At 70.7% G+C, this 26,004-nt stretch carries 21 protein-coding genes; 9 read left to right on the forward strand and 12 right to left on the reverse strand.

What is annotated here, in order from left to right; translation table 11 throughout:
• Positions 1-16: 16 nt before the first annotated feature.
• Genes ACPT94_RS18985 through ACPT94_RS18995 form a run of 3 tightly spaced genes read right to left on the reverse strand, consistent with a single transcriptional unit; the run spans position 17 to position 3,660 of the window.
• On the reverse strand, positions 17-1,144 hold the full coding sequence (locus ACPT94_RS18985; RefSeq protein ID WP_425246357.1) for an NAD(P)/FAD-dependent oxidoreductase: 1,128 nt from the start codon (positions 1,142-1,144) through the stop codon (positions 17-19).
• Positions 1,141-1,335: a ferredoxin gene (locus ACPT94_RS18990; protein ID WP_425246358.1), complete on the reverse strand. Its 195-nt coding sequence runs from the start codon at positions 1,333-1,335 to the stop codon at positions 1,141-1,143. The genes ACPT94_RS18985 and ACPT94_RS18990 overlap by 4 nt, the downstream gene beginning before the upstream one ends.
• A 45-nt stretch (positions 1,336-1,380) precedes the next feature.
• Positions 1,381-3,660 carry an ATP-binding protein gene (locus ACPT94_RS18995; protein ID WP_425246359.1) on the reverse strand — a complete coding sequence of 760 codons (2,280 nt, stop codon included), beginning with the start codon at positions 3,658-3,660 and terminating at the stop codon, positions 1,381-1,383.
• Positions 3,661-3,946: 286 nt separating this feature from the next.
• Here ACPT94_RS18995 and ACPT94_RS19000 point away from each other — a divergent pair, with 286 nt between their 5' ends.
• Positions 3,947-4,900 carry a helix-turn-helix domain-containing protein gene (locus ACPT94_RS19000; RefSeq protein ID WP_425246360.1) on the forward strand — a complete coding sequence of 318 codons (954 nt, stop codon included), beginning with the start codon at positions 3,947-3,949 and terminating at the stop codon, positions 4,898-4,900.
• On the opposite strand, the gene ACPT94_RS19005 is transcribed toward ACPT94_RS19000, so the two are convergent.
• Together ACPT94_RS19005 and ACPT94_RS19010 are read right to left on the reverse strand one after the other, a co-directional pair.
• Positions 4,830-6,482 (reverse strand): aquaporin, encoded by a 1,653-nt coding sequence (locus ACPT94_RS19005; RefSeq protein WP_425246361.1) that lies wholly within the window; start codon positions 6,480-6,482, stop codon positions 4,830-4,832. The genes ACPT94_RS19000 and ACPT94_RS19005 overlap by 71 nt on opposite strands.
• Before the next feature lie 43 nt (positions 6,483-6,525).
• Positions 6,526-7,176, reverse strand: coding sequence for a DsbA family protein (locus tag ACPT94_RS19010; RefSeq protein ID WP_425246362.1), 651 nt, complete (start codon positions 7,174-7,176; stop codon positions 6,526-6,528).
• Between the two features lie 556 nt (positions 7,177-7,732).
• Here ACPT94_RS19010 and ACPT94_RS19015 point away from each other — a divergent pair.
• Positions 7,733-8,479 carry an RICIN domain-containing protein gene (locus ACPT94_RS19015; protein ID WP_425246363.1) on the forward strand — a complete coding sequence of 249 codons (747 nt, stop codon included), beginning with the start codon at positions 7,733-7,735 and terminating at the stop codon, positions 8,477-8,479.
• A gap of 8 nt (positions 8,480-8,487) precedes the next feature.
• Positions 8,488-8,988 carry a ricin-type beta-trefoil lectin domain protein gene (locus ACPT94_RS19020; RefSeq protein WP_425246364.1) on the forward strand — a complete coding sequence of 167 codons (501 nt, stop codon included), beginning with the start codon at positions 8,488-8,490 and terminating at the stop codon, positions 8,986-8,988.
• A gap of 281 nt (positions 8,989-9,269) precedes the next feature.
• Here ACPT94_RS19020 and ACPT94_RS19025 read toward each other — a convergent pair whose 3' ends face one another.
• The gene (locus ACPT94_RS19025) at positions 9,270-11,537 is read right to left on the reverse strand and encodes a glycosyl hydrolase family 95 catalytic domain-containing protein (RefSeq protein ID WP_425246365.1); all 2,268 of its coding nucleotides are present in this window, start codon (positions 11,535-11,537) and stop codon (positions 9,270-9,272) included.
• 226 nt (positions 11,538-11,763) lie between these two features.
• On the opposite strand from ACPT94_RS19025, the gene ACPT94_RS19030 reads away from it, so the two are divergent.
• The 5 genes from ACPT94_RS19030 to ACPT94_RS19050 all read left to right on the forward strand — a co-directional run bounded on the left by ACPT94_RS19030 (position 11,764) and on the right by ACPT94_RS19050 (position 18,675).
• A complete protein-coding gene (locus tag ACPT94_RS19030; protein WP_425246366.1) occupies positions 11,764-12,810 on the forward strand; it encodes a LacI family DNA-binding transcriptional regulator in 1,047 nt (348 codons plus the stop codon).
• Between the two features lie 256 nt (positions 12,811-13,066).
• The gene (locus ACPT94_RS19035) at positions 13,067-14,350 is read left to right on the forward strand and encodes an ABC transporter substrate-binding protein (RefSeq protein WP_360333169.1); all 1,284 of its coding nucleotides are present in this window, start codon (positions 13,067-13,069) and stop codon (positions 14,348-14,350) included.
• 41 nt (positions 14,351-14,391) lie between these two features.
• A complete protein-coding gene (locus ACPT94_RS19040; RefSeq protein WP_425246406.1) occupies positions 14,392-15,303 on the forward strand; it encodes a carbohydrate ABC transporter permease in 912 nt (303 codons plus the stop codon).
• A complete protein-coding gene (locus tag ACPT94_RS19045; RefSeq protein WP_360333172.1) occupies positions 15,300-16,118 on the forward strand; it encodes a carbohydrate ABC transporter permease in 819 nt (272 codons plus the stop codon). Before ACPT94_RS19040 ends, ACPT94_RS19045 begins: the two co-directional genes overlap by 4 nt.
• A gap of 172 nt (positions 16,119-16,290) precedes the next feature.
• The gene (locus ACPT94_RS19050) at positions 16,291-18,675 is read left to right on the forward strand and encodes a beta-xylosidase/alpha-l-arabinosidase (protein ID WP_425246367.1); all 2,385 of its coding nucleotides are present in this window, start codon (positions 16,291-16,293) and stop codon (positions 18,673-18,675) included.
• Positions 18,676-18,951: 276 nt separating this feature from the next.
• Here the strand turns inward: ACPT94_RS19050 and ACPT94_RS19055 are convergent, their stop codons facing one another.
• Positions 18,952-20,988 carry a glycoside hydrolase gene (locus ACPT94_RS19055; protein ID WP_360333178.1) on the reverse strand — a complete coding sequence of 679 codons (2,037 nt, stop codon included), beginning with the start codon at positions 20,986-20,988 and terminating at the stop codon, positions 18,952-18,954.
• Between the two features lie 55 nt (positions 20,989-21,043).
• Complete coding sequence (locus ACPT94_RS19060; RefSeq protein WP_425246368.1) at positions 21,044-22,012, reverse strand: beta-xylosidase family glycoside hydrolase; 969 nt, start codon at positions 22,010-22,012, stop codon at positions 21,044-21,046.
• Positions 22,013-22,987: 975 nt separating this feature from the next.
• Between ACPT94_RS19060 and ACPT94_RS19065 the strand changes: the two genes are divergently transcribed.
• Positions 22,988-23,398 carry an aldehyde dehydrogenase family protein gene (locus ACPT94_RS19065; protein ID WP_425246407.1) on the forward strand — a complete coding sequence of 137 codons (411 nt, stop codon included), beginning with the start codon at positions 22,988-22,990 and terminating at the stop codon, positions 23,396-23,398.
• On the opposite strand, the gene ACPT94_RS19070 is transcribed toward ACPT94_RS19065, so the two are convergent.
• The 4 genes from ACPT94_RS19070 to ACPT94_RS19085 all read right to left on the reverse strand — a co-directional run bounded on the left by ACPT94_RS19070 (position 23,346) and on the right by ACPT94_RS19085 (position 25,906).
• Positions 23,346-23,468 carry a hypothetical protein gene (locus ACPT94_RS19070; protein WP_425246411.1) on the reverse strand — a complete coding sequence of 41 codons (123 nt, stop codon included), beginning with the start codon at positions 23,466-23,468 and terminating at the stop codon, positions 23,346-23,348. The two genes, ACPT94_RS19065 and ACPT94_RS19070, sit on opposite strands and share 53 nt — an antisense overlap.
• 300 nt (positions 23,469-23,768) lie before the next feature.
• A complete protein-coding gene (locus ACPT94_RS19075; protein ID WP_425246369.1) occupies positions 23,769-24,566 on the reverse strand; it encodes an SDR family oxidoreductase in 798 nt (265 codons plus the stop codon).
• A gap of 153 nt (positions 24,567-24,719) precedes the next feature.
• Entirely contained in the window at positions 24,720-24,935 is a 216-nt protein-coding gene (locus ACPT94_RS19080) for a tautomerase family protein (protein ID WP_360333190.1), read from the reverse strand.
• A 188-nt stretch (positions 24,936-25,123) separates the two neighbouring features.
• Complete coding sequence (locus tag ACPT94_RS19085) at positions 25,124-25,906, reverse strand: SDR family oxidoreductase (RefSeq protein ID WP_425246370.1); 783 nt, start codon at positions 25,904-25,906, stop codon at positions 25,124-25,126.
• Positions 25,907-26,004 lie beyond the last annotated feature (98 nt).

Here is a 26,004-nt window from a genome sequence, read left to right on the forward strand (position 1 = left end):
GGGGATTCAGGGCGGTTCAGGGGACGAGGGCGCGCAGGCGCGCGACGGGGATGCGGTGGTTGAGGGCCGCGGCCACCTGGCCGCCCGGCCGGTCCCAGCGCAGCAGCGCCGAGCGCTCGGCCGGCGAGCCCTTGAGGACGACCGGCTGTCCGACGGCGGGCAGCGTGCCGGCCAGTTTCACGGCGAGCCCGAACGCCTCGGTCCAGAAATACGGCCGCGGTACGTGGGCTTGCGCCTCGTCGCCGCGCAGCAGGGCGGCCACCCCGGCCCGGGCCTGGGCGACGGCGCTGTCCCAGTGCGGGGTGCGCCGGAAGCGTCCGTCCCCGGTGGGGAAGGCGGCGACATCGCCCACGGCGACGACGTCCGGGGACCCGGCTCGGCACCGCTCGTCGACCACGACGCCGCCGAGCAGCGTGAGCCCGGAGCCTTCCAGCCACTCGACGTTGGGCAGGCAGCCGACCGCCGTCACCACGAGGTCGGCCTCCAGCCGTGAGCCGTCGGCGAGCCGGGCGCCGTACGGCATCGCTGTCACCCCGTCCGGCGCCACCACCGTCCGGACCCGCCGCTCGCGGGCGGCCTCACCGAACAGCCTGGCCAGATAGCCCCCCAGGCTGGCGACCAGCGGCGGCCGGACGTCGACGACCGTGACGGACACACCCAGATCGGTGGCGGCGGACGCGATCTCCATGCCGAGGAAGCCGCCACCCAGTATCAACAGGCGGCGGGCGCGGGTGAGTTCGGTGTGCAGCCGGAGCGCGTCGTCGAGGGTGCGCAGGACACGTTCACCCGGGTGGCCGAGGGCGCGGGCCCGTGCCCCGGTGGCGATGACGAGCTTGTCGTAGGGGATGTCGTACGGGCTCCCGTCGCCGTCCGTCACCCGCACGCGACGGGTGCCGAGGTCCAGACCGGTGGCCCGGACACCGAGAAGAACGTCGGCCTCACCGGTCGTCGGCAGCAGCACGGCGTCCGCGGCCTCGGTGCCCTTCAGCACTCCTTTGGACAGCGGCGGGCGGGCATAGGCGGGCCGCGGCTCGTCACCGACGAGAGTGATCGGGCCGTCCCAGCCCTGGGCCCGCAGTTCGTCCACCGCCGTGGCGCCCGCCAGGGAGCCGCCGACCACGACCGCGCGCCGGGCCGCCGTCATCGCCGTACCCGCAGCGCGGCCACGGGGCAGGCCCGGGTGGCCGCCTCGGTCTTGGCGGCCAGGCCGTCCGGGACGTCGGGCAGCAGGACGGTGACGACGCCCTCGTCGTCGAGCCCGAAGACCTCGGGCGCGGCCAGTTCACAGAATCCGAAGCCGTCGCAGCGGTCTTCGTCCACGTCGATGTGCAGCATGCCGACCACGATCGGCGCGGGGGCCGCGGGGGACCATGGGTGGTTCTACGGGGTGGGTACCTGATTCGTGTGCGCGGCCACCCAGGCGGCGATCTCCGTACGGGAGCGAAAGCCCAGCTTGGCGAGGATGTGCTCGACGTGGCCGTCGACCGTACGGGGCGAGAGCACCAGCTCCGCCGCTATCCGGCGGTTGCTCATGCCACGGGCCACGAGCGCGGCCACCTCCCGCTCACGGCGGCTCAGCGGATCCGCGGCGACCCCTGGCTCGGCCCGTGCGGCAGGAGCGTCGAGGGCGTGGGCGATGGCGAGCCCCGGGGCGTCGTGCACGCCGCCCTCTGTGAGCGCCCGCTCGTACGCGGCCCGCCCCAGAGCTCGTACGACCGTCTCCTCGCACCGGGCGTGGTGCTCGGCCAGATGCGGGCCGAACGCGGCGATGCCGGTGCCGATCTTCCGCCACAGGGCGCGGATGGCACCCAGCAACTGTCCGGCCCGCGCGCGGTCACCGTCCGAGGCGGTGATCCAGGCCAGCAGTTCCAGCATGAGGGCTGTGCCGACGTAGTCGTTGAAACCGCGCTGGATCTCCAGGCCCGCTCGTGCGAACGCCAGCCCGGAGGAGCCGTCCCCGCGCACCCAGGCATCGTGGCCCAGTGCCCACAGCGCGTACGAACGGCACCACCGCTCGCCGTGCTCCTCGGCCGCGGCGACCGCGCGGCGCCCCGACTCGGCCGCCCGCGGATCGCCCAGATGGGCCCGGGCGACGCTGAGCTGGAACAGGGAGAACAACGCGCCCGGTCCCTCACCTGCCGCGATCTGGGCGCTCACCGCGCCCTCGTACGAGGAGACGGCCTCGTCCAGGCGCCCCAGAAACAGGGCGGAGGTGCCGCGGAGTCCCCGAACGTAGGCGCGGATCACTGGATCCCCCAGCCGTTCGCCGAGTTCGTCGGCCTCGGTCAGCCAGCGGTCGGCGGTGCGGTGGTCCCCCTGCAGCAGCGCCGCCCAGGCACCCGCCCACAGCGCGCCGGCCCGCGCCGCGGTGGGCTCGGGCGCGGCCGTCAGGGCACGCTCGATGCGGTCCCTGCCCTCGCCGAGGAAACCGTCGGCGCACCAGTGGAAACGCAGCGCGGCGACGAGTACGAGCGCTGCCTGCGCATCGCCTGCCTCCACGCCGTCGTACTCCAGCGCCAGCCGCAGATTGCCGTGCTGCGCCCGCAGCCGGGCGAGACTCTCCTCCTGGCCGGGGCCGTACCAGGCGGAGGCCGAGGACTCGGCCAGCGCACGGAAGAAGTCACGATGCCGGCGCAGCAGCCGGCGCTCCTCGCCCGACTCGGCCAGGCGCCCGCGGCCGTACTCGCGGATGGTCTCCAGCATCCGGTACTGCGGCCGGCTCTCGTCCTCGGAGGTGAGGACGACGGACTGCGCGACCAGCCGGTCGAGACGGTCGAGGATCTCGCCGCGCGGCAAACCGTCGCCGCAGCACACGTCTTCGGCCGCCTCCAGATCGAAGCCCCCGGCGAAGACCGACAGCCGTCTCCACAGCAGCTGTTCGGCGGGAGAGCACAGCTCGTGGCTCCAGTCGATCAGGGCCCGCAGAGTGCGCTGGTGCGGCCTGGCCGTGCTGCTGCCGGCGGTGAGCAGGCCGAAGCGATCCTCCAGACGGTCCACGAGCTGTTCCACCGTCAGGGTGCGCAGCCGGATCGCGGCCAGCTCGATGGCCAGCGGAAGCCCGTCAAGGCGCTCGCACAACCGGGTGACCACCTCACGGTTCACCTCGGTGATCCGGAACGACGGACGGACGGCCGCGGCCCGGTCGCGCACCAGTTCGACCGCCTCGTCCGGCACCGACAGGGGCGGCACCGTGAGCACACATTCGCCCGTGAGACCGAGCGATACGCGGCTGGTCGCCAGGACGCGCAGCCCGGGCGCGGCGGACAGCAGGGACTGGGTGAGGCGAGCGCAGGCGTCGGCCAGATGCTCGCAGTTGTCCAGCACGACCAGCGTCCGGCGCGCGGCCAGGTGGCCGGCGAGCCGGTCACCGACGGGGCCGGGCCCGAGGTCCGGTACGCCCAGCGCGGTCGCGGTCGCGCCTGGCACCGCCGACGGGTCCCGTACGGGGGCCAGATCCACCAGCCACACCCCGTCGGGGAAGCCCTTGCTCATCGAGGCCGCCGCCTCCATGGCGAGCCGGGTCTTGCCGACGCCGCCGACTCCGGTGAGCGTGACCAGCCGTGCCGTTTCCAGACGGCGGCGAATCTCCGCGATGTTCCGCCGCCGCCCCACGAAGGTGCTGAAGACAGCGGGCAGGTTTCCCGATGCCGTACCGGTCACGTCCCCTCGCCTCCCGTGGTGGGAACCGTCGCGTAACGCTAAGGAAACCTGTCGGTCGGGGCAAGGGGCGGGCGTTCTCCTGGCCGACTGCACCCGTCGGACGCGTTCGAGCGGCCGTACGGGCCGACCTGACCGGAGTCTTCGACGTGATCCGGCCCTGCCCCGTGCTGGGTGCCGTGCGGAAGCGGCCATGCCTCGGCGCCGGCGCCACCCACGCCGGGTTCGGTGACGGACACCCCTCAAACTGAGAGGTGGACAGGCTTCCTTCCCCCCATGGTGACTACTGGTGACGGTGAGAAAACGACACGACCGTCCGCGCGAGATCGCGGACATCGGCTTCGCTCCCGCGGTCGGCACGCCGACCGGCGTCGAGATCTTGTCTCTGGCGGAACTGCGGGAGCGAGCCGCCGTCCGCATGGGCAAGGCGGGGCTGCGGGCACCGCAGCGGCCGACGTTCCACCACCTGATCACCCTCTCCAGCGGCTCCTTGTGGCACACGGTGGATTTCACCGCCTACGCCCTCAAGCCGGGCTCCTGGCTGTGGGTCCGGCCCGGCCAGGTGCAGCAGTGGGGTGATCTGGCCGAGGCCGAGGGCACTCTGATCCTCTTCGAGCGCGACTTCCTGGATCCCGGCGCCGTGGCCGCAGCACGCGTGGACGATCCGCACGCCCCGGTGCTTCGGGTTCCCGACCCCGAGGACCGCGACGTGTTGGAGATGGCCGTGAACCATCTGGCGCTCGAGTTCCGGGCGCTGCGCGGTATTCAGCTGGAAGCCCACGTGGCGGTGCTGCGCCACCTGCTGGCGGTCCTGGTGCTGCGCCTTTCGCAGCGCGCCGCACTGGTCGGCAGCCCGGCTCCCGACCCTGGGGAGACCTTCGTCCACTTCCGTGACGCGGTCGAACGCGACTTCACCCGCACGCGGCGCCTGGAGGACTACGCCCGGGCTCTGGGCTACTCGCCCCGCACGCTCTCCCGGGCCACACTGGCCGGCGCGGGGGTGGGAGCGAAGGAATTCATCGACCGGCGGGTGATCCTGGAAGCCAAACGCCTCCTGGCGCACGGCGACCAATCGGCCTCCCGTATCGCGGCACAGCTCGGATTCACCAGCGCCACCAACTTCAGCAAGTACTTCCAACAGCGCGCCGGTCAGTCTCCCATCGCCTTCCGTACTACCGTGCGCGGCCGCTCCGCTGAGAGCGGCCGGGGCGATGTGCCCGGTGGCGGGCGAGCAGGGCGGTGAGGGCCGCCCCTGCGAGCGGCGCCACCAGATAGACCCACAGATGTGACCAGTAGACGGGCTGGTGGGCCCAGAGGGCGGGGCCGAACTGGCGGGCGGGGTTGGCGGACCCGCCGGTGAGCGTGCCGAGGGTGACGATGACCACGGCGGTGGCGGCGGGCAGGGCGAGCGGGATCCAGCGCGTCCACGCCGGGCGGGCCATCAGCAGCAGGGCGACGGCGAGGATGGCGGCGGTGGCCGCGGCTTCGGCCGTGAAGACGGCGACGGCCGACCAGCCGGGCGCGGGCCGGACGGCGGCGTAGGCCATACGGTCGCCGACGACCGGGCCCCACACGAGGCGGGCCAGACCGCTGCCGGCCAGGGATCCGGCCAGCTGGGCGGCGATGTACGGCAGGACACGGCGGCCGGGGAAGGTGCCGGTCACCCACAGGGCGAGGGTGACGGCCGGGTTGAGGTGCCCGCCGGAGCAGCGGCCCCACGGGGAGGACAGCGCCCACACGAGCGCCGCCCCGACGATCACGGCCACGGCCGCGAGCTGGAGGTGCGACCCGGGCAGGGCCCGGCTGAGCGGGGAGACCATCACCCAGCGGACGGCGGTGACCAGGACGAAGAGCACGCCGCCGGTGAGGGCGAACTCCATGGCGGCCGCGGCCCGGGCGGTGGTGCCGCCCGGGGTCGCGGACCGCCCGGCGACGGCGGGGGGCCCGGGGGCCCCCCCCCCCCCCCGGCCGGGGGGCCCCCCCGGGGGGACACCGGCGGCGGGGTGCCACGGGCAGCCCCAGGTCATCTCGCCGGTGGCGACCTTGGTGCCCAGGTCCAGGGCGACCAGCAGGCCCAGGTCCGGGTGGCGCTCGAGGAGCGCGGCCTTCAGCGCCTGGGAGTCGTTGCCGCTCCCGGCCAGTTCCTTCTCGAACTCGGCGAGGTAGGCGCGGGTGTAGGCGATCACGGAGGCGTCGGTGGCGGAGTCGGCGGAGCGGTGGCCGGCCACCACGAAGCGCGGGGCGAGCCGCTCCATCTCGGCGAGCGTCTCGGCCCAGGCGGCCCGCTCACGCGGCGTGGGCGTGTCGGCCGTCCAGACGTGCAGGTCGGCGAAGAGCAGGACCCCGCCCACGACAGCGCGGTCCTCGGGCTGCCACAGGTACTCGGTGCGCCACACCAGGTCCGGGTGCCCGCCGCGCAGTTCGAAGTCGTGGCCCTCGATGCTGACGCGGTCCCCGTCCAGCACCTCCGGAATGATCACCTCGGTGGGCAGGTTCCGGCCCAGATGCGCCCAGGTCTTGAGCTTCTTCTCCCAACTGGCCTTGATCCGTTCCACGGTGGTGGCGGTGGCGACGATCCTCACGTCCGGGAAAGCCTGGCGGATGACTTCCAGGCCGAAGTAGTAGTCGGGGTCGGAGGTCGTGACCACGACGGTGGTCAGCTCCTTGCCGCTGTCGATGACGTCAGCCAGGACCCGGTGCTGCTCGGCCAGGGTGAACTGGCCGTCGACCAGCAGGGCTTCGCGCTCGCCGGTGATCAGGACGGACGACTTGTGCAGGCCGGTGTCACCGGCGGTGTGGACGGTGTAGGTCAGGGTGGTCGACATGGTGGTATCGCCTTTCAGGGTGTTGATAAGGGGTGGGGTGGGTTCAGGCGCCTGCGGTGGCGGCCAGGTGCTGGTCCAGGGCGTGGGTGAGCGCGTCGGCCGAGGAGACCGGGCCGCCCAGACGGTCGGTGCCGTGTGCGGTGTGCAGCAGCAGCGTCGGGTAGCCGTCGACGCCCAGCCGGCGCACCTCGAGGAAGTCGGCCTCCGCCTCGGTGCGGGCGGCGGGCGAGGCGTACGCGGCTGCCACCGCGTCGGCGTCCAGGCCCAGGTCGGCGGCGAGGTCCCGGTAGACCTCGGCGTCGGAGAGGCTGCGGCCGTCGACGTACCAGGCGCGCTGCATCGCAGCGGCGGCATCCAGGGCGTTCGCGCCCGGCTGGCTGCGCAGCGCGACCAGGCCCGTGGCGGCATCTGCGGAGTCCATCACGACAGCTCCGTCCGTGAGCGCGGCACGGTAGCCCTCGCCGAACGTGACGCCGGTCAGCTGGGCGATGCGCTCGTTGGCGCCCGGGATGTGCGGGTAGGCCGACACCGGCAGCGCGCGGGACCCGGTGAACAGGCCGCCGGACAGCACCCGCAGCTCGATCCGCTCCGCGTTGGCGGCGGCGAACTCGTGCAGGGCCGGGCCGAAGCCGTAGCACCAGCCGCAGTAGGCGTCGAAGGCGTACGTCAGTCGTAGAGGCTTCACGGAGCTCATCACGTGTCGTCCTTTCCGGATTCCGTCACCCGGCTCCCTGTCTCGGCCGGGCTGACACGCTCAAAGCTATGGTCGGGAAACGGTTCCTCCTGGGTCCGCAGACGACGCACCATGGTGAAAAAGCGACAGCCTTGTGAGTCGCCCTCGCTGTGGCCCCGCCGCAGGGCTGCCGGCCGCACGTAATCCCAGCGTCCACAAGCCGGATGCGCGCTGGCGTGGTCACCGCCATGGAGCGCCGAGGCTCCTACGCATACACACGCGCACCTGTACGCCGGTCGGTCGGTCGATGGACTTTCGCGAAAGCGATCACCAGCTACGAACGCCGCGAACGCACCTGATCCATCGCGCACTTGGCCAATGCCTCGTCCAGCTTGTTCCGGGTGCGGACGAGGTCCGCGATGCGCTGGGAGAGCCGGTCCCGCTCCCGCGCCAGGCGCTCCAGCGCGGCCTCGGAGTTCTCAGGGGCAGGAGCGTCGATGTACGGCAGGATCTCGGCGATGGACCGACTGGACAGCCCAGCCGCGTATAGACGGAGATCGGTGGCGGCCGCCCGGGCATGACGACGATCGCCCCCACCACCGACGGCAAATGGTTCCTCACCTACGAGTACTGGGGCGGCGGAACGGTCGCCCGGTACAGGCTCGCGGACGACCCGCTGAAGTTCTACCCGACCAGCGTGACGGACCTCCCGGTCACCAACCTGCCCGTGCCCTCCGGGGGACACACGCTGTCCACGGGCGGCAGCCCGGTGATCGTCGCGCTGCCGGACGGACGGATCGTCTACAACACGGGGGCCAGTAGCAGCGTCTGGATGAACGAGTCCGGCGAGAGCACCGGTACCTGGAAGGAGTACCAGACTCCGATCGCCGCCGGGTACAGCCGCACCCTCCAGTACGTCGAAGGCACGGGACGCGTTCTCACCCTTCAGGCCGACTTCGGTACGGGTGCCGGTCCTGTGCGCTACGCCGAGGTCGACCTCGGCCGGTCCGAAGGCACCTACAGCACCCTGGTCAACCGAGCGACCGGTCAAGCCCTCAGCCCGGACGCCGACAAGACGCAGGACGCCAACCTCACCGGCGACGTCCCCGACCTGGTCCTGCGGGACCGCAACGTCACGGACGACACCCAGCGCTGGCACCTGACCACCAAGGGGAACGACGTCACCCTGCTCAACAAAGCGGGCGGCCGCTCCGTCGCCATCTGGACCGGCAACGCCACCGCCGGGCAGAAGCTCGCCCAGTGGGTCGACGACGGAGCCACCGACAAGCAGTGGACCCTCGTCCCCTCCACCGACGGCTACTAAAGCTCCGCTTGGTCAGGAACACCGACCTGTACATGACGGGCACGACGGCGAACGGCTCCGTGACCCTCGTGACGTCGGCGGGCAACGCCACGCAGGACTGGCAACTCGTCCAGGACCCCCTGCCGACGGACGGCACCTTCACCCTGAAGGGCGCCAACTCGGGCCGTTGCCTGGACGTCCCGAACGGCCAGACGGGCGTACAGGTCCAGATATACGACTGCTCCGGCAACGGGAACCAGACCATCACGCAGACCACGGCCGGTGAACTCCGCGTCGCGGGCAAGTGTCTGGCCGCGGCCGGTGACGGAACGACCGCGGGCGCCCAGCTCATCCTGTGGACCTGCAACGGCAAGACCAGCCAGAAGTGGTGGTTCCGCGTGGACGGATCCGTCATCAACCGCTCCAACGGACTGGCCATCGACGTCACCAACGGAGGCACGGCCAACGGCTCCAAGGCGCAACTGTGGACGGCCCTCGGCAACGCCACCCAGAGGTGGAGCCGGGCATAGTCCGCCCCGTGGGTGGGGGCCCCCCGTGCGGGCCCCCCCCCCGGGGGGTCCCGGGGGCCCCCCCGGGGTTGTGGGGGGGTGGGGGGGGCGGGGGGGGGCCCCGCGCGGGGGGGGCCCCCCCCCCCCCCACGGGTCTGTCCGGGGGACAGCCGTCCGTCTCGTCGCGGATCGAGCCGGCGACGCACCTGGTGCCGCGCACCTCCGCGTCGGTGCGTCGCGGAGTCACTGCCCAGTGAGGCAGCGGACCGGGGGCGCCCGTCAGGTGCCTGTCTCCCTCCGCGTCAGAGGAGTGGGACGGTCACTGTGGTGGGGGAGTGTGGCAGCAGATGCACGGTCTGTCGCTGCTCCGCGGTACCGCGGCACACGAGGGTGACGTCCCGCGAGAGCGGTGAGGTGAGGACCACCCGGGCGAAGCCCTCCGTGAGGTCCCACGTCAGCTCGTCGACGCTCACCCCGGCCCGCGTGGCGATACCGCGCAGACTCCCGGAGAGCCACTCCGTGGGCAGGGCGGGCAGCAGTTCCACGACCCCGGGCCTGGAGTCGAGCAGCATTTCCACGACGACGGCGGGCAGACAGTGGGCGGCGTCCGCGTTGTAGATCTCCAGGTCGGGGTTGTGCGAGGTCATGAGTGACCGGAAGACCATGTCGCGGCCGAGGATCTTGAGGATGTTCGCCTTGGCGGTGGCGCTGTCCTTCAGACGTGCGGCGACCAGGGCGCGGTGCAGGCTGCCGTGCGCGGACGTGTTCTCGTCGCCACGGCGCAGCAGCGCCTCGCGGGCGGCGGCGGCCAGGTCAGGGGTGTCGTCGGGGGTGATGTCGTGCAGGGGCCACACCGGGTGGAGGTGGCTGATGTGCCGGTGGTCGTCGGCGGTCTCCAGTCCCGGCCACGCCCACTCGGCGAGCGCCCCGTGGTCGTCGACGCGGTACGGCGGCAGCCGCTGCGCCAGCATGCGCCAGCGGTCGACGGCGGCCTGCTCGATGCCGAGGTGCGCGCAGACGTCGGCGGCGGTGGTCAGCGCGTGCCGGGCCGCGGCGACGTCCATGGTGGCGTTCACCCCGGCCACGCCCCGGACGTCCTTCGGGCCCACCTCGGGCGAGTAGGACGGGACGAGGACGACGTGCCCGTCGGCGTCCTCGCGGGTGAGGAAGTCCTCGAAGAAGACCGCCGCTTCGACGAGCCAGGGGGCGAGCGTGCGGGCGAGGAAGTCGTCGTCACCGGTCGCCTGCCAGTACTCGTACAGCGGGAGCAGCAGCCAGTCCGCGCCGGCCACCCACATCGCCCAGGGCCAGTCGTCGTCCAGGTGGAACAGCAGTCCGTGCTCTCCGTCGGTCCGGCTGGGGGCGAGGATGCCGCGGGTGCCGTGGATCGTGCGGGCGTTGGTGCGCCAGTCGTCGATCTGCCCGCCGATCAGGCCGGTGTACGGCGCGATGAGTTCGGGCATGCCGGTGAGGACCGCCCCGGCCATCTGGAGGTTGATGTTGGCGTCGGTGGTGTAGTCGCCGCACCAGGCGGCGCCCCATTCACCGAGCCACAGTCCGGTCAGCCGTGGCGGGAGTACGCCACTGGAGCTGAGCAGCAGGTAGCGGCCGGAGTGGAACAGCGCCTCGACCAGCGCGCCGTCCAGCGTCCTGGCGTCGGCGCGGGCGATCAGCTCGCCCACGGGGAGACTGCGGTCACTGTCGGACACGCCCAGGTCGAGTTCGGCACGGCCGTAGAGCTTCCCGTGGACGGGCGCATGGCGGGCGAACAACGCGTCATAGTCGGCGGGCAGCTCGGCAAGGCCCGCGATGAGCGCATCGGCGCGGGGAAGGGGCGCCGACCGGTCCATCCGGGTCAGTACCACCACGCGTGCCGCTCCCTCGACATGGGCCACGTCCCCCTCCACCGTGATCCGACCGCCGCTGATCACGACCCGGGACACGCCTGCGAATCCCGCGGCGCCGGCCCCCGGCGGGTACACGCCCACGATGGCGAGCGACGCCTCCCCGTCCCCGGCGGTGTGCGCGGACGCCGAGAGGGTGACCTCGGAAGGTCTGCCCGGCAACTCTCCGGAGAGCCTTATGGACAGGGCGAGCCGAGGACCCGTGATCTCGACAACGGCGACGGCGTCGGTCCGTGAGACGAACGCACGCCGCGCCCAGTCCCGCTCCCCGTCGGACCAGGTGACCCGCACCTCGCCCGTGGTGAAGTCCGTGACCCGGCGGTAGTCGTGCAGGGGGCTTTCGTCGGCCGGACCGTCCAGGTGGAGCACGTGCCCGGGGTGGAACGGCTGGGTCCAGGCCATGGCCCTGCCGTCGGAGAACTCGCGCTGGGCTTGCTCCCGTTCCCCGGCGAGAATCAGATCGCGGACGTGTTCGAGACGATCGGCAACGGCCGGCGGCCGCATCCCGAGGGACCCGTTGGGGAGCACGTAACGGTGGTGGTTGTGCACGATCCGTTCCCGGTGGGGATGCCCGAACACCATGATCCCGACCTCGCCGTTACCGGAGAGGAAGGCGTCCTCCCAGCGGTCGGCGGGTTGTGTGTCGTGGATGCTGTGCACCGGCATTCCGGCCTCCCGAAGGTGACGCGCCTGAGTGACTCGAACAGGATGCGGGGGAGCCTACAAGAGGTGGCCGCTCACGCCGCGAAAGACTTTCGTAAGCGCGAAAGTCGCCGAATTCCCGCAGGTGGACGGATGTTTCGGGGCTTTGGCTCCGCGCTCCGTGATCGGGCGGGCGTGTACTTTCACTCAGCGCACAGTCAGTGGACGCGACAGGGAGGTTCACGCCGAAGTGACGGGCCCAGCCAGGTCGCGCAGCGACGCCCAGTATGGGCTTCTCACCTCGATAGCCAACGACGTCGGTGTCTCCCTCGCGACCGTTTCGAAGGTTGTCCACCGGCGGCGCGACGTGTCCGAGGCGACGCGGGCCAGGATCGAGGCGCTGCTGGCCGAACGCGGCTACGTCCGGACGTGGGAGAGCGGGGCGCGGCGACCTCGGCAGATCCTGGCCGTGTTCCGGGATCTGGCCGGTCCTTACACCCTGGAGGTGGTCCGGGGCATCGTGGAGTCGGCGACCGAGTCGGGCGTCCACACGACGGTCGGTACGACGAGCCGGCGCTCGATAGCGCAGTGGCTCCAGAAGTCGGTGGAGCTGGACGCCGCGGGTGTCGTCATCGTCATCTCCGCTCTCGCGGAGCAGGAGCAGCGCCGGATCCGGGAGCAGCGGCTGCCGGTGGTGCTCGTCGATCCCCTGAACGCACCGTCCGCGGACATCCCGAGCATCGGGGTGACGAACTGGCACGGCGCGACGACCGCCGTCCAGCATCTGATCGACCTCGGGCACCGCCGGATCGGCATGCTGGCCGGACGTTCGAGTTCGCCGGCCGGATCCGCCCGCCTGCACGGCTATCGGGCCGCCCTGGCGGAGGTCGGGATCCCCTACGACCCCGCGCTCGTCCGGTCGACCGACTTCGACTACCGCGAGGCCCTGCGCGCGGCCCGCGGCGTCCTGGACCGGCGCGACAGGCCGACGGCCCTGTTCGCCGCGAGCGACGTCCAGGCTCTCGGCGTGCTGGAGGCCGCCCGGCGGCTCGGCATCGCCGTCCCGCGCGACCTGTCGGTGGTGTCGTTCGACGACACCCTGGTGGCCGCCATGGCCTCACCCCCACTGAGCGCCGTACGACAGCCGTTCCGGGAGCTCGGCCAGGAGGCCACGCGCGTCCTGCTGCGCGTGGCTGACGGCACGCCGCCCGCGACGACGCGCAGGGAACTCGCGACCGAATTGATCGTGCGCGTGTCGACAGCGCCGCCCGCAACCGTGGGTCACGGATCCTCCTGACGCCGATTCGGCAAGACCTCGGACTGCGAAAGTCTTTCGGAACTGATCCTCTTCCGACATTGCCGTGGCCGAATCCCGCCGCTTAGCGTGGCCGACGCCAGCGAAACCGCAGGAGCGACGGTACGCACATCTCGTGCGACAGCACCTGACGGTCATGGCCATCGACTCACATCCCTCAGCGCAGCCAGGCCCGGGACGGCCTGCGGGGTGAAGCACACCCGCGACGGGATCCTGCCGAATCGAAAGGTGTTCAACGATGAACAGAGTGTCCCGACGGTGGTTCCTCACCGCCACGGCGGCCGCCACGGTGAGCGTCACCGTGGCCGGCTGCGGCTCGTCCGGCAGCTCCGCCTCCTCGCCCACGGGGACCGTGGACTTCTGGACGCTGCAGGACCCGACCAACTCGGTCCAGAAGGCGGCCGTGGACACCTTCGACTCCACCGGCAAGGGCAAGGTCACCCTGTCCGTGATCGCCTCGGACGGCTACAAGGACAAGCTGCGGACCGCGATGGGCTCGTCCAAGATGCCCGGGATGTTCTTCAACTGGGGCGGCGGAAGCCTCGACGACTACGTCAAGGCGGGCAAGCTCGTCGAGCTCGACGGGATGCTGGGCACGCATTTCCTGCCCTCCGCGCTGGCCGCCGGCAAGGTCGACAACAAGCTGGTCGGCATCCCGTGCCGTGGTACGCAGCCCGTCTTCCTCTTCTACAACAAGAAGGTCTTCGCCGATGCCGGCGTTCAGCCGCCCAAGACCTACACCGAGCTGCAGAACCTGGTGAAGGTCTTCAAGAACAAGGGCGTCACACCCTTCGCGCTCGCGGGCAACGCCAGCTCCTCCTGGACCGAGCTGATGTGGATCGAGTACCTCGTCGACCGCCTCGCGGGCCCGGTGCTCTTCGAACGCATCCAGAACGGCGACTGGTCCCAGTGGAACGACCCGGCCATCCTCAGGACCGCCCAGATGATCAAGGAGCTGGTGGACAGCGGCGCCTTCGGCAAGAACTTCGGCTCGGTCAACTACGGCCCCGGCGGCACCGCCACCCTGCTCAACAAGGGCAAGGCGGCGATGGTCCTGATGGGCTCGTGGGAGTACGCCACCCAGCAGAGCGAGGCCCCCGACTTCGCGAAGAACGACCTGGGATACGTGCCCTTCCCGAGCGTCGAGGGCGGCAAGGGCGACGTCGGCAACATCGTGGGAAACCCCACCAACTACATCTCGGTGACCACCTCCGCCGCCAAGGACACCGCGGCTGAGTTCCTCAAGACCACCTACAGCGACGCCTACGTCCAGGGGCTGATCGAGAAGGGCGAGGTGCCGGTCACCACCAACGCCGAGCAGCTCCTCGCCAAGGCGCCCGACCCGGCGTACGCGAAGTTCCAGTACGACCTGGTGCAGAAGGCCCCGTCCTTCACCCAGTCCTGGGACCAGGCCCTCGGCCTCACACTCGGCACTCCGCTGCTGACGGAGATCCAGAAGCTTTTCAACGGGCAGAGCTCGCCGCAGCAGTTCGTCAGCGCGGTCCTGGCGATCAAGAAGTAGGAAGGCACGTCCACGTGGTCTCCGCAACGACTTCGCGGTCCGTGCGCAAGCACCGGGTCCGTGACCGGGTCGCTCCTCCCACCCTGGAGCGGCCCGGCGTGGCCTGGGCGGTGCCCGGGCTGCTGTTCTTCGTCGTCTTCGCCGTCGCACCGATGGCCGGGGTGCTCTACCTGTCCTTCACCCACTGGGACGGCCTGAGCGCCCCGCAGTTCACGGGTACCGAGAACTGGTCGCGGTTCTTCGGCGACAGCCAGGTCTGGCAGTCCACCCTCGTCACAGGCGTCCTGCTGGTCGGGAACATCGCCGTCCAGGCACCGATCAGCATCCTGCTGGGCGTCTGGTCGGCCGGCCGGCAGCGCAACCGCGCAGTCCTGTCCGCGATCTTCTTCCTGCCGCTGCTGCTCTCCACCGCGGCCACGTCCATCATGTGGCGCCAGCTTCTCGATCCGAACTTCGGCCTGCCCTCGACGCTCGGCCGGGTCTTCCCGGGCGACACGAACCCGCTCGGCACACAGACGGGGGCGATCGTCTGCCTGGTCCTGGTGACCAGCTGGCAGTTCGTCCCCTTCCACAGCCTGCTCTACCAGGGCGCGGCCCGCGCCATCCCGCAGACGCTCTACCAGGCCGCCGCGATCGACGGCGCGGGCAGGGTCCGGCAGTTCTTCCACATCACGCTGCCGCAGCTGCGCAACACGATGATCACCTCGAGCATCTTCATGGTCGTCGGCGGCCTCACGGCCTTCGACATCGTCCTGCTGCTGACCAACGGCGGCCCCGGCACCGACACCTCGATCCTGCCCTTCTCCATGTACCAGACCGCCTTCCGCACCTACGACTACGGCTACGCCAGCGCCATCGCGAGCTTCCTGCTCCTGCTCGCCACCGCGGCCTCGGTCGTGCTCACCAAGCTGAGTGGCTACGACAAGATGACGAGCACCCTGGAGGGGCTGTGAGAACCCGCCCCAACTACGCGGCCGGCGTCGCGGCCCTCGTCTGGCTCCTGATCATCGGCGTCCCGCTGTACGCGCTGGTCAACACGGCGGTGCAACCGCAGACGACGTACACCGACAAGGGCCCCGTCTCGACCCCTTCCGAGGCGACGCTGGAGAACTTCCGCACCGTCCTGGACAGCGGCTTCCTGCAGTACATCTGGAACACGCTCGTCGTGGCGGCGGCCACGGTCGCCATCGTGCTGGCGCTCGCGATACCGATCAGCTACGCGGTCGTGCGTGGGCGGGGCTGGATCACGAAAGGCGTGTTCCGCCTGTTCCTCCTGGGCCTCGCGATCCCCTCCCAGGCGGTGATCATCCCCCTCTTCCTGATCATCAACGACCTGGGCTTCTACGACACCCTCTGGGGCATCATCCTGCCCACCGCGGCCTTCGCCCTGCCGGTGAGCGTGCTCGTCCTCAGCGGCGGGATGCGGGACATCTCCACCGAGCTGTACGAGGCGATGGCCCTGGACGGCGCGAGCCCGGCCCGGACCCTGCTGACGCTGGTCGTCCCGATGTCGAAGTCCGCCATCGCGACCACATCCGTCTTCACGGCCCTCCAGGCATGGAACGGCTTCCTGTTCCCGCTGATCATGACCCAGTCGAACGACACCAAATTGGTGACGCTGGGCCTGTACAACTTCGTCTCCGAGTACGGCGCCAACGTCCCGGCCCTGCTGGCCGCGGTCCTGATGTCCGCGGTACCCATCCTCGTCGTCTACCTCTTCGCCCGCCGGGCCCTCGTCGCGGGTCTGATGGGCGCCGGCGGGAAATGACGGAACCGGCGTCCTGCCAGGTCCGCGGAGGCGGGACACCACCCGATGCGGGGCCCGGGCGCCGGCAGGCGCCGATCACCACCTCACCCTGACGCTGTCCGGCTTGTCCGCCTCCCCGCGACCGCCGGACCGGGGCCCGGGCCCGACTCACCGTCCCAACCGGCAGTCCTTCATGGACGCCCTCGACTTCCCTCCATCACCGCGCGGCTCTCGCGCGCCCGCAAGAGAAACGGATGCGACCTTGACGATCAGCGACGAGCGCCCGACGACCGGGCTGTGGAACGACCCCGCCCTGCCGGTGTCCGTTCGCGCACGGGCCCTCCTCGACGCCATGACCGAAGCCGAGAAGATCGCACAGCTCGGCAGCACCTGGCCCGGCCACGAGATGTCCGGGGACGTGGCTCCCATGCAGGACACCTTCCGCGGCGCCGAAAGCTTCGAAGAGGCGATCGTCGACGGCCTCGGCCATCTGACCCGGGTTTTCGGCACGGCCCCGGTCGCCCCCGAGACGGGCCGCAGGCGCCTGGCGGAGTACCAGGAGCGAGTGACCGCGGCGAACCGCTTCGGCATTCCGGCCATCGCCCACGAGGAGTGCCTGACCGGACTCAACGCCTGGCAGGCCACGGTCTACCCCACGCCGCTCGCCTGGGCGGCCACCTGGAACCCCGGCCTCGTCCACCGCATGGCTGCGGCCATCGGCTCGGACATGGCGGCTGTCGGCGTGCACCAGGGCCTGGCCCCCGTCGTGGACGTCGTACGGGACTACCGTTGGGGCCGGGTGGAGGAGACCATGGGCGAGGATCCGTACCTCGTGTCGGAACTGGGCCTGGCCTACGTGAAGGGTCTGCAGTCGGCCGGTGTCATCGCCACGCTGAAGCACTTCGCCGGCTACTCCGCCTCCCGGGCTGCCCGCAACCACGCCCCCGCCGCCATCGGTCCCCGGGAACTCGCGGACATGATCCTCACCCCGTTCGAGAAGGCGGTGGTGCACGGTCGCGTCGGCTCGGTGATGAACGCGTACAACGACATCGACGGCGTGCCCTGTGGGGCCAACGAGGAGCTTCTGACCGGGCTGCTGCGCGAGAAATGGGGCTTCGAGGGCACGGTGGTGTCCGACTACTGGGCGATCGCGTTCCTCGCCTCCCTGCATCACGTCGCGGCCGACGTCCGGGAAGCGGCCCGCTCGGCACTCCGGGCCGGGATCGACGTCGAACTGCCGCACACCACCGGCTACGGCAGAGCGCTCCTGGACGACGGCGTCTCCACCGCCCTTCTCGACCGCGCGGTGCTGCGGGTCCTGACCCAGAAGGCCGAACTCGGCCTGCTCGACCCCGGCTGGAGTCCCCGGCAGTACACCGTCCCGGCGGACTTCGACTCGCCGCGCAACCGCTCCATCGCCCGCCGGCTGGCTGAGGAGTCCGTCGTCCTGCTCGACAACCCCTCAGGCCTTCTGCCGCTCGCCGGCTCACGCTCCATCGCCGTGATCGGCCCCGCCGCGGACGATGTCCGGTGCCTGTTCGGCTGCTACTCGTTCCCCAACCACGTCCTTCCCCACCACCCCGACGCCCCCTTGGGCATCGACGCGCCCACGGTGCTCGACGCCCTCCGGCGGGAGTTCCCCGCCACCGAGGTACACCACGAGGTCGGCTGCCCGGTCACCGGGGACGACCGCAGTGGCATCGCCGCCGCGGTCGCCGTGGCGGCGGCGGCCGACGTGACGGTCCTCGTCGTCGGCGACCGCTCCGGCATGTTCGGCGGCGGCACGTCGGGCGAGGGCTGCGACGTCGGCGTACTGACGCTCCCGGGAGCGCAGGAAGAACTGGTGGAGGCCGTCCTCGACGCGGCCGACCGAGTCGTCCTGGTCGTCCTGTCCGGCCGTCCGTACGCGATCGGGCGGCACGCGCGGCGAGCCGACGCGGCCCTGCAGGCGTTCTTTCCCGGAGAGGAAGGCGCGGCGGCCATCGCCGGCGTCCTCTCCGGCCGGGTCAACCCCTCCGGGCGCCTTCCCGTCCAGATCCCGGGCGACGAGGCGGGCCAGCCGGGCACCTACCTGGCGCCTCCGCTCGCGCTCAAGAGCGACGGCGTGAGCAACATCGACCCGACCCCCGCGTTTCCGTTCGGGCACGGTCTGTCGTACACGACCTTCGAGATCGATGGCGTATCCGTCGACGAAGCCGCTGTGGCCGTCGACGGGACGATCACGGTACGGGCGAGGGTCTCCAACACCGGCGAGCGGGCAGGCACGTGCGTGCCCCAGCTCTACCTCACCGACCCGGTCGCCTCGGTCACCCGCCCCGTCCGTCAGCTCATCGGCTTCACCCGCGTCGACCTCGCCGCCGGTGAAACTCGTGGCGTCGAGTTCGAGGTTCACGCGGACATGACCAGCTTCACCGGGGCAGACCTGCGCCGACGCGTCGAGCCCGGCGAGCTCGAGCTCACTGTCGGCCAGTCGGCGGGCGACGCAGGCGTCCCCGTCCAGGTGACCCTGCAAGGAGACGAGCGCTTCGTCGACCACACCCGCACCATGACCACGCACGTGGCGGTGCTCCCTGACTGACTGACTGACTGCCTGACTGACCTGGCCGGAACCCGGGGCCGACGGCCGGCGGCTGCGCGGACCTGGTCGACGCAGCCGGGGCCCTGCTCCGCGCGTGGGCGGCCCGGGCCGAGAGGCCGCGTGTCAGGGCATGGCTCAGCAGACCGAGCCACATGTGCCGATGCCGGCCAGGTCCAGCGGGCGGGTGCTGACGGCCGTGCCGCGTTGTCCCTCCACCACGCCCCGCCGCCTGGCGGCTGCGGCATGGGCCCCGCACGCGGTGCGGGGCCCATGCGGTCAGCAGGTCGAGTTGGTCTGGGTGAGCAGGCCCAGTCGCCACGGCAGGTTGTTGTAGTCGCCGCTCGCGTTGGGGTTCATGCCTTGGTACAGGTACTGCAGCTTGCAGGCCGGGATCGTGAGCGTCTGGTCGTAACCCGCGCGGATCATCTCGCCGTGACTGATGTCCCGGGTCCAACTACCGGCGGGGAACGTCACGTTGCCCGACTTGGCGAACGGGTTGCTCTCCGACGCGGCAAGTGGTGTCCACGAGCCGGCGAGGCTGCTCGTGGTCCACGAGCGGAAGTAGCGCCGGCCGTCCGATCCGATGGCCTCGACGAGGAGTAAGTACTGGTTGCTGCCCTGGACCTTGTACACGTTGCTCGCTTCGAACAGCGCGTACTTGGAGTCCTGCGCCGCGATGACGGTGTCGGTGAAGCCGTTGGGGAACTGGCCGACCGTCGTCCGGGACCGGTAGAGGTGCCCGTTGTCGTCGGAGGAGAACAGGTAGCAGTTGGCGCTGTCGCAGATCACCCACATGTCGACCCAGTAGCCGTTGCCGATGTTCTGCCGGATGATGTCGGGCATCGACGAGTAGAAGTTGCGCGGTGCGCTCCACCCGTTGGGGTTGCTGATGTCGGGGTTGGTGGAGTACGAGGCGTTGCCGGTCTGGTAGACGAGGTACCACAGCCGCTGCGGCGCGTAGTAGAACACCTGCGGTGCGGCCCGGTAGCCGGCGCCGACGGCGGTGCGGTCCAGGTAGTGGTGCGTGGCCGAACCCGCCTGCGACCAGTCGGAGAAGCTCAGGTACACCAGGTTGTATCCGGAGGAGCTCGCGGTGCTCGCGAACACGTGGTACTTGCCGTTGTAGTGGACGACCGACGGGTCCTTGATCCCCGCGATGTTGTGGGTCGCGTCCGGCTTCGGGGCGATCAGCGCGCCGCTGGAGCTCCAGCGGAAGCTGCCGGGCAGCGCGGCTGCTGACCGGGGCGAACGGGCCGCGGCGGTCTCGGGCGCGGCTGTGCCGCCTGCCGCCGCCCTGCCGCCCAGCGCGGTGAGCGCTGACTGGTAGGCGGGTTTCTTGTTGCCGCCCCGGTCGAACAGCAGCGGGTTCTCTCCGCTGCGCCATGAGTCGCTGTCGCGGATGCCCCAGACGGTGATGCCGGTGCAGCGTGCGACGTTCATGCAGGCCCGCACGGTGTTCGCGTACGCGGTCGTCGGCGCCTGCGCGATGTCCAGCTCGGTGATCTGGACGTCCACGCCGAGAGCGGCGAAGTTCGCCAGCGTCGTCTGGAAGCCGGCAGGCGGGCCGCCCGCCCCGAAGTGGGACTGGAGGCCGACGCAGTCGATGGGCACGCCGCGCGCCTTGAAGTCGCGCACCATGCGGTACACACCCTGGGTCTTCGCGTCGCTCCAGTTCTCGATGTTGTAGTCGTTGTAGCAGAGCTTGGCCGACGGGTCGGCTGCCCGTGCGGTGCGGAAGGCCTGCTCGATGAAGCCGTCCCCCAGCAGGTTCTGGAACACCGAGGAGCGGTGCTGGCCGCTGCCGCCGTCGGCGAAGGCCTCGTTGACCACGTCCCAGGCGAAGACCTTGCCCTTGTAGTGGTTCATCACGGTGGTGATGTGGTTGTTCATCACGCTGCGCAGCGTGTTGGCGTCCCTGATGGAGCTGACCCAGCCGGGCAGCTGGGAGTGCCAGACCAGGGTGTGGCCGCGCACGCGCTGCCCGCGCGCCGTCGCCCGGTTGACGATCTGGTCGGCGGGGCCGAAGTTGAACGAGCCGCGGGAGCGCTCGGTCGTGTCCCACTTCATCTCGTTCTCGGGCGTGACCGAGTTGAACTCGCGGTCCAGGATCGTGGAGTACGTGCCGTCGCCGAGGCGTCCGGCGGCCACGGCGGTCCCGAAGTACCGTCCGGACTGGGCCGCTTGGGCGCCGAGAGTGGAGGCCCGGACAGCGTCGGGTGCGGCTGTCGCGGCGACGGGTGTCACCAGGGCGGCCACGGCCACCAGGGATAACACCGAGGCTCGGCGACGGCCGAGCCGCTTCAGCGGGTTCATGGTTCTCCTCGTACCGTTGGGTGGGGGGTTGCGCTGTGCGATCGATCGGATGGGATCAGGGCGTCGACAGCTCGAACCGCAGGACGCGGACCGCGCCGCCGAGCGTCTGCGTGGCGTGGTCGAAGAGGGCGAATCGGTAGCCCATGAAGAAACGCCAGTCGTTGCCCATGGTCAAAGCGGGCCCGAGTCGGGTGAAGTTGGTGCCGTCAGTGCTGTAGGAGAAGGTTCCGGGGCGTGCCGCGCCGGGGCGGATGTCCGCGGTCGCGCGCAGCCAGATGCGGCCTGACGAGAGGGCCGCACTCGCGAGCTCGGTGCCGGTGCCGGTGGTGGTCCAGCTGCCGTCCATGGTCAGCCCGCTGACCATGGCCACCCGCGTCGTGCCGCCTTCGCGCCTGACACCGATCCACGCGGAGGAGTCACGAAGCAGCGCGAGCCCGGCCCGGTTGCCGTCCCGCATCGCCGTGTGGTCGATCTGGACCGTGGCGGTGGAGGTGGGACCCTGGACGCGGTGAGTGAGGGTGTTGCGGGCCCAGTACAGGTCGTTGGTGACGGTCGCGGTGCGCAGCGTCAGGCCGTTGCCGGCGGACCACTTGGTGTTGTCCGGGTTGTGGTTCCACTCCCACCTCGGCTTGAGGGTCGTGCCGTCGAAGGTGTCCACGCCGGTCATGGGGGTGACCTGGCGGGGTGGAGTGGGCACGGCCGGGCTGGGGACGGGCACCGAGTGACCGGCGATCTCCCAGTTGACCAGGTCGTACGAGCGCAGGACGGGTGCGCCCGGCGAGTAGTGCATCGTCGAGGCCGAGGCGTAGTAGGTGTCGCCGACACGGATGACGTCGATGTCCGCGAAGTCCTGCCATATCACCGGGTTCGCGTACTGCCCGGCGGCCGCCAGGGCCGGCCTCCGGGCGGGAGCGGAAGCGGCGTTGTGGGAGGGCCCCGCCAGCGCCAGGAAGGCACCGGTGACCAGACCGCCGGCGGCGGTCAGCGCGCGGCGGCGATCTACGTGTTGGCGAGAGCATGACATATCCATGTGTCGTTCTCTCTGCGAGGGAGCACTGCGGGGCGGGTTGGTCCTGCTCGTTCGAGAGTGCGAACGCTGACTGACGTGTCGAGCATCCAGGATGATAGGAGGCTGACACATCCCGTCAATGCCTCTCGCAGGATTCGCTGATGACGCCGAAATGTTTCGGTGATCGGGCGACCCGGAGTCATCGGGGTGGGTGACTGCCGGTCCATCCCTGACGGTCGACGAGGGTGTCGGCAGTCAGCTGACTGGCCACACAGTGTTGACACGTCCGGGACTCCCTCTAACATCCATGAAGGAGCGCGATCCGAAAGTCGATGGAAGTTTCGAACTGCCGGTAAGTGCCGGACGCGTGACCTGAGCCAGACCTCTGTATCCGTCATCCGCTGTTTGCCCATGGCTTGGCGACGATCGCATCATTCGCCGAGCCGATCGCGGGCGCCGCCGACGGCCGGTCCACGGCGAAGCCGGGTGGTTGCGCCTCCGTGGGGTGAAGCTGGAGGCCTGAGCGTCAGTAGGGGTTCCGGTAAGAACCTGTCACCGGCCGCCCACTGCAGGACGGCGGCACTCACCGGTTCCTACCAGGAGGTGCCGGAACGGCAGGCGGCAGCACACGAGGGGGGTGGGGGAAGGGCGACGAGGCCGCACAGGGGCAGGCCGGAAGGCGTCGGCCGACCGGCGCGCTGCTTCCACGACTCGCACGCCCCGCCGGCCAACTCGGCGAGCCGCTCACGGAGTCTCTCGTCACGAAGGGAAGCGTGAGCGCATGTAGTGCCATCCGAAGTAGAGCATCCCCAGCGCTCCTCCCACGGCGCCGGCCTCGCACAGCACGGTCGCCCACAGAGCCATGTCTCGTGCCATCCACAGCAGGCTCACCACCATCAGCGCCATGGAGAACGAGAATCGCTCCCCATGGCCGAGGCCGCGACGATCCGTCAATCCCCGATGGCTGCGCATTGGTACGTTACGCCTTTCATGTCGCTGTGGCCGTCTCGTCTTCCGCCGAAGCCGCGTAGGCAGCGTTCGCGCCGGTCCCGCACATTGTGCCGATCGGCGAAGGAGAACGCGGCAGAAATTTCCGTTCTTGAAGGCACACACCTGCGTCCGACGCGCTCCAACGGCTCGTGGGCGCCTCTTCAGAACCTCGCCGTCGGCGACCCCGCCGAGGCGCGCACCCACGTGGGGCCGCTCATCAGCCGTGCCGCCTTCGATCGGGTCGCGGCGGCGGTGGACGCGGCCCGCTCCGTTGGAGCCCACATCCTGCACGCCCGTCTCGATGGCCTCCCGCAGCGTGCCGGCGGCCATCTGCGCCAACCCCAGGAGTCCCCAGAGGTCAGGTGTTGCGCGCGGCGCCCACCCGCAGGCCCAGGTGAGCGTGACCGGTGAGCTCCAGCGCACGCCGGATGACGGCACTGCCCTGGCGGTAGGAGACCCGCAGCGCCGCCGACCGCATCATCGCCTCGTCCAGGCGTTCCTTGTGACCGGGTGTTGCTCGCTGCGCACACTGTAGAAGCGCTGTCTGCCCATGCTGCCCAGGCGGCGGGCCGCGATCCGGCCTCCACCGCCGTACGCGTACGCCTGGTGCCGACCGGCGCGGCGCCCGCGGTCATCGGCTACGGCGACTCCTGGCTGGCGCTCCACCTCGTGCCCAACACCGTCGTCGTCGAGTGGCAGCGGCCGCCGCCGGAGACTGGGGCGCCCAAGCCGCCGACGCCGCCGGCCGGAAGTGCCCGTGAAGCATGCTTCCAGCGCGCGGCTACCCGAGACCGCCATCGCTCTTGAGAAGCTGGCCGTTGATCCATCCGCCCTCCGCCGAGCAGAGGAACGTGACCAGATTCGCGCAATCCTGCGGCACGCCGAGCCGTCCGAGGGGCGTGAAGCGGATCATGTCCGCCTTCTGCTCATCGGTCATCCACCCGGTGTCGGTCGGTCCGGGATTGATGGCGTTACAGGTCACACCCAGGTGGGCGAGCTCGCGGGCGGCGGCCAGCGTGATCCGGTCCATTGCACCCTTGCTCGCCCCATAGGGCAGGTTGCCGGCGGTGTGGTCGCTGGTCAGGCTGACGATCCGACCGCTTCCGTGCCGCCCGCGGAATCGCAGCCCGTACTCCCGGATCAGCAGCCAGGTCGCCCGTGCATTGACCGCAAAGTGAAGGTCGAAGCTCTCCACCGTGGTGTCCAAGAGGCCCGAGTCGCCTGATTCGCAATGGCAGAGCACCAGCGCGGTGACGTTCCCCAGTTCGCGCTCGACACGGTCGAAGAGCTGAGTCGGTACCGCCGGGTCGCTCAGGTCCGCCTCCACCGCAAGTGTTCTCGCCCCAAGGGACGCCAACCTCTGCTGCAGCTCCTCGGGCGCCCCAGGCTCCACGCCCCACCGCATTCGCGCGTCATAAGGAGTCCAGTACGTGAAGGCCACGTCCCAGTCGGCCCGGGCCAGATTCAGCACCACGGACGCCGCGATCCCCGCCGAACGTCCCGCCCCCGTGACCAAGGCAAGTGGGCGCCGCGCCTCACCCGCGTCCTCCCGGCTTCGCACCCGCGTCTCGCCACCCATGATCCTCATCCTTGCGGACCGTCCCTTACACAGCACCCGATTTTGTCGGTCACGCACCATGCCCTCAACGGTGAGGCGGCGCATGGTCGGACCCACCATGAGGGTGACCGAAGGACGCAGACCGTTCGACCCCGGCCTTGGCTCGTCCGGGGCTCAGTCCTCGGTGGGCTGCTGGAGCATGGCCAGGGTCAGGACATTGCCGCCGATGCCCCATCCGCCGTCGAGGACCTCCTCGACCAGGACCATGGTGTTGGCCCGGGCGCGTTCGCCGTAGATCTCGACGTACAGCTCGGTGGTACGGGCGACGATCGTCTCCTTCTGCTTCTCGTCGAGGCTTCCGGCAGGGACCTTGAAGTTCGCGAACGGCATGGTGGTTCTCTTTCGACAGGTGGTTACGGGAAGCTGCCTGCGGTGGGCAGGCCGTCCAGCCCGACGCGGGGGAAGATCTCGGCGCGGGTGCCGACGGTGATCGCGGAGAGGACTCCGCCGCTGTCGGGGCTGGGGTCTGTGGGGTGGGTGGCCGCCGGGTGGCGGCGCCGTGCACCGCGCTGGGGCCGTCAGATGATGCCGCCGTTGGCGCGGACGACCTGGCCGTTGACCCAGTGGCCGGCCGGGGAGACGAGGAAGGCGACGACGTCGGCGATGTCGGCGGGGGTCCCAAGGCGCTCCAGCGGGGGCTGGGCGGCCAGCCGGGCAATGGTCTGTTCGTCCTTGCCCTCGAGGAACAGATCGGTGGCGGTGGGGCCGGGGGCCACGGCGTTGACGGTGACGTCCCGGCCGCGCAGCTCGCGCGCGAGGATCAGCGTGAGCGCTTCGACGGCGCCCTTGCTCGCGCTGTAGGCACCGTAGCCGGGAAAGGCCAGGCCCACCACGGACGTGGAGAAGGTGACGATCGCGCCACCGCTGCGGATCCTCCGCGCGGCCTGCTGGGCGACGACGAAGGTCCCGCGGACGTTGGTGCGGTGGAGCGCGTCCAGCTCCGCCAGATCCAGTTCGGCGATGGGCGCGAGCAAGGCCCGGCCGGCCGCGTGGACGACGACGTCGACGCCCCCGAACTCGGCCTCCGCGGTGGCGAACAACGCGGAGACCTGCTGCTCGTCGGCGACGTCCGCCCGGACGGCGATCGCCGTGCCGCCGCCGGCGGTGACGTCCTTGACGGCGGCCTCGGCCAGTTCGCGGTTGCCCGCGTAACCGATCAGGACGGCGAATCGGTCGGCCGCCAGCCGGCGCACCGTCTCGCGGCCGATCCCGCGCGAGCCGCCCGTGACGATGGCGACGCCAGGTCGGTCGGCGCGGGGATCTGACGCGGGGTAGCGGTCCGCGGTCTCCTGGGCAGACATCAACACTCCTGCTAGAGGTGCCGGAAAGGGGATGCCACGGCGAACGGATCGTGGCCGGGACGCCGGTGAAGGTGCCCGCTCGTGGCTTCAGCCTGGTC

The organism is Streptomyces aurantiaciflavus, assembly GCF_049808595.1.
Taxonomy (GTDB): Bacteria; Actinomycetota; Actinomycetes; order Streptomycetales; family Streptomycetaceae; genus Streptomyces.

Coding starts and splice junctions, on each gene's coding strand:
- ACPT94_RS18985 (WP_425246357.1), bottom strand. CDS start 1,144: ATGACGGCGGCCCGGCGCGCGGTCGTGGTCGGCGGCTCCCTGGCGGGC.
- ACPT94_RS18990 (WP_425246358.1), bottom strand. CDS start 1,335: ATGCTGCACATCGACGTGGACGAAGACCGCTGCGACGGCTTCGGATTC.
- ACPT94_RS19005 (WP_425246361.1), bottom strand. CDS start 6,482: ATGTCGACCACCCTGACCTACACCGTCCACACCGCCGGTGACACCGGC.
- ACPT94_RS19010 (WP_425246362.1), bottom strand. CDS start 7,176: ATGAGCTCCGTGAAGCCTCTACGACTGACGTACGCCTTCGACGCCTAC.
- ACPT94_RS19015 (WP_425246363.1), top strand. CDS start 7,733: ATGACGACGATCGCCCCCACCACCGACGGCAAATGGTTCCTCACCTAC.
- ACPT94_RS19025 (WP_425246365.1), bottom strand. CDS start 11,537: ATGCCGGTGCACAGCATCCACGACACACAACCCGCCGACCGCTGGGAG.
- ACPT94_RS19035 (WP_360333169.1), top strand. CDS start 13,067: ATGAACAGAGTGTCCCGACGGTGGTTCCTCACCGCCACGGCGGCCGCC.
- ACPT94_RS19050 (WP_425246367.1), top strand. CDS start 16,291: ATGGACGCCCTCGACTTCCCTCCATCACCGCGCGGCTCTCGCGCGCCC.
- ACPT94_RS19055 (WP_360333178.1), bottom strand. CDS start 20,988: ATGAACCCGCTGAAGCGGCTCGGCCGTCGCCGAGCCTCGGTGTTATCC.
- ACPT94_RS19060 (WP_425246368.1), bottom strand. CDS start 22,012: ATGTCATGCTCTCGCCAACACGTAGATCGCCGCCGCGCGCTGACCGCC.
- ACPT94_RS19065 (WP_425246407.1), top strand. CDS start 22,988: ATGTCGCTGTGGCCGTCTCGTCTTCCGCCGAAGCCGCGTAGGCAGCGT.
- ACPT94_RS19070 (WP_425246411.1), bottom strand. CDS start 23,468: ATGATGCGGTCGGCGGCGCTGCGGGTCTCCTACCGCCAGGGCAGTGCC.
- ACPT94_RS19075 (WP_425246369.1), bottom strand. CDS start 24,566: ATGGGTGGCGAGACGCGGGTGCGAAGCCGGGAGGACGCGGGTGAGGCG.
- ACPT94_RS19080 (WP_360333190.1), bottom strand. CDS start 24,935: ATGCCGTTCGCGAACTTCAAGGTCCCTGCCGGAAGCCTCGACGAGAAG.
- ACPT94_RS19085 (WP_425246370.1), bottom strand. CDS start 25,906: ATGTCTGCCCAGGAGACCGCGGACCGCTACCCCGCGTCAGATCCCCGC.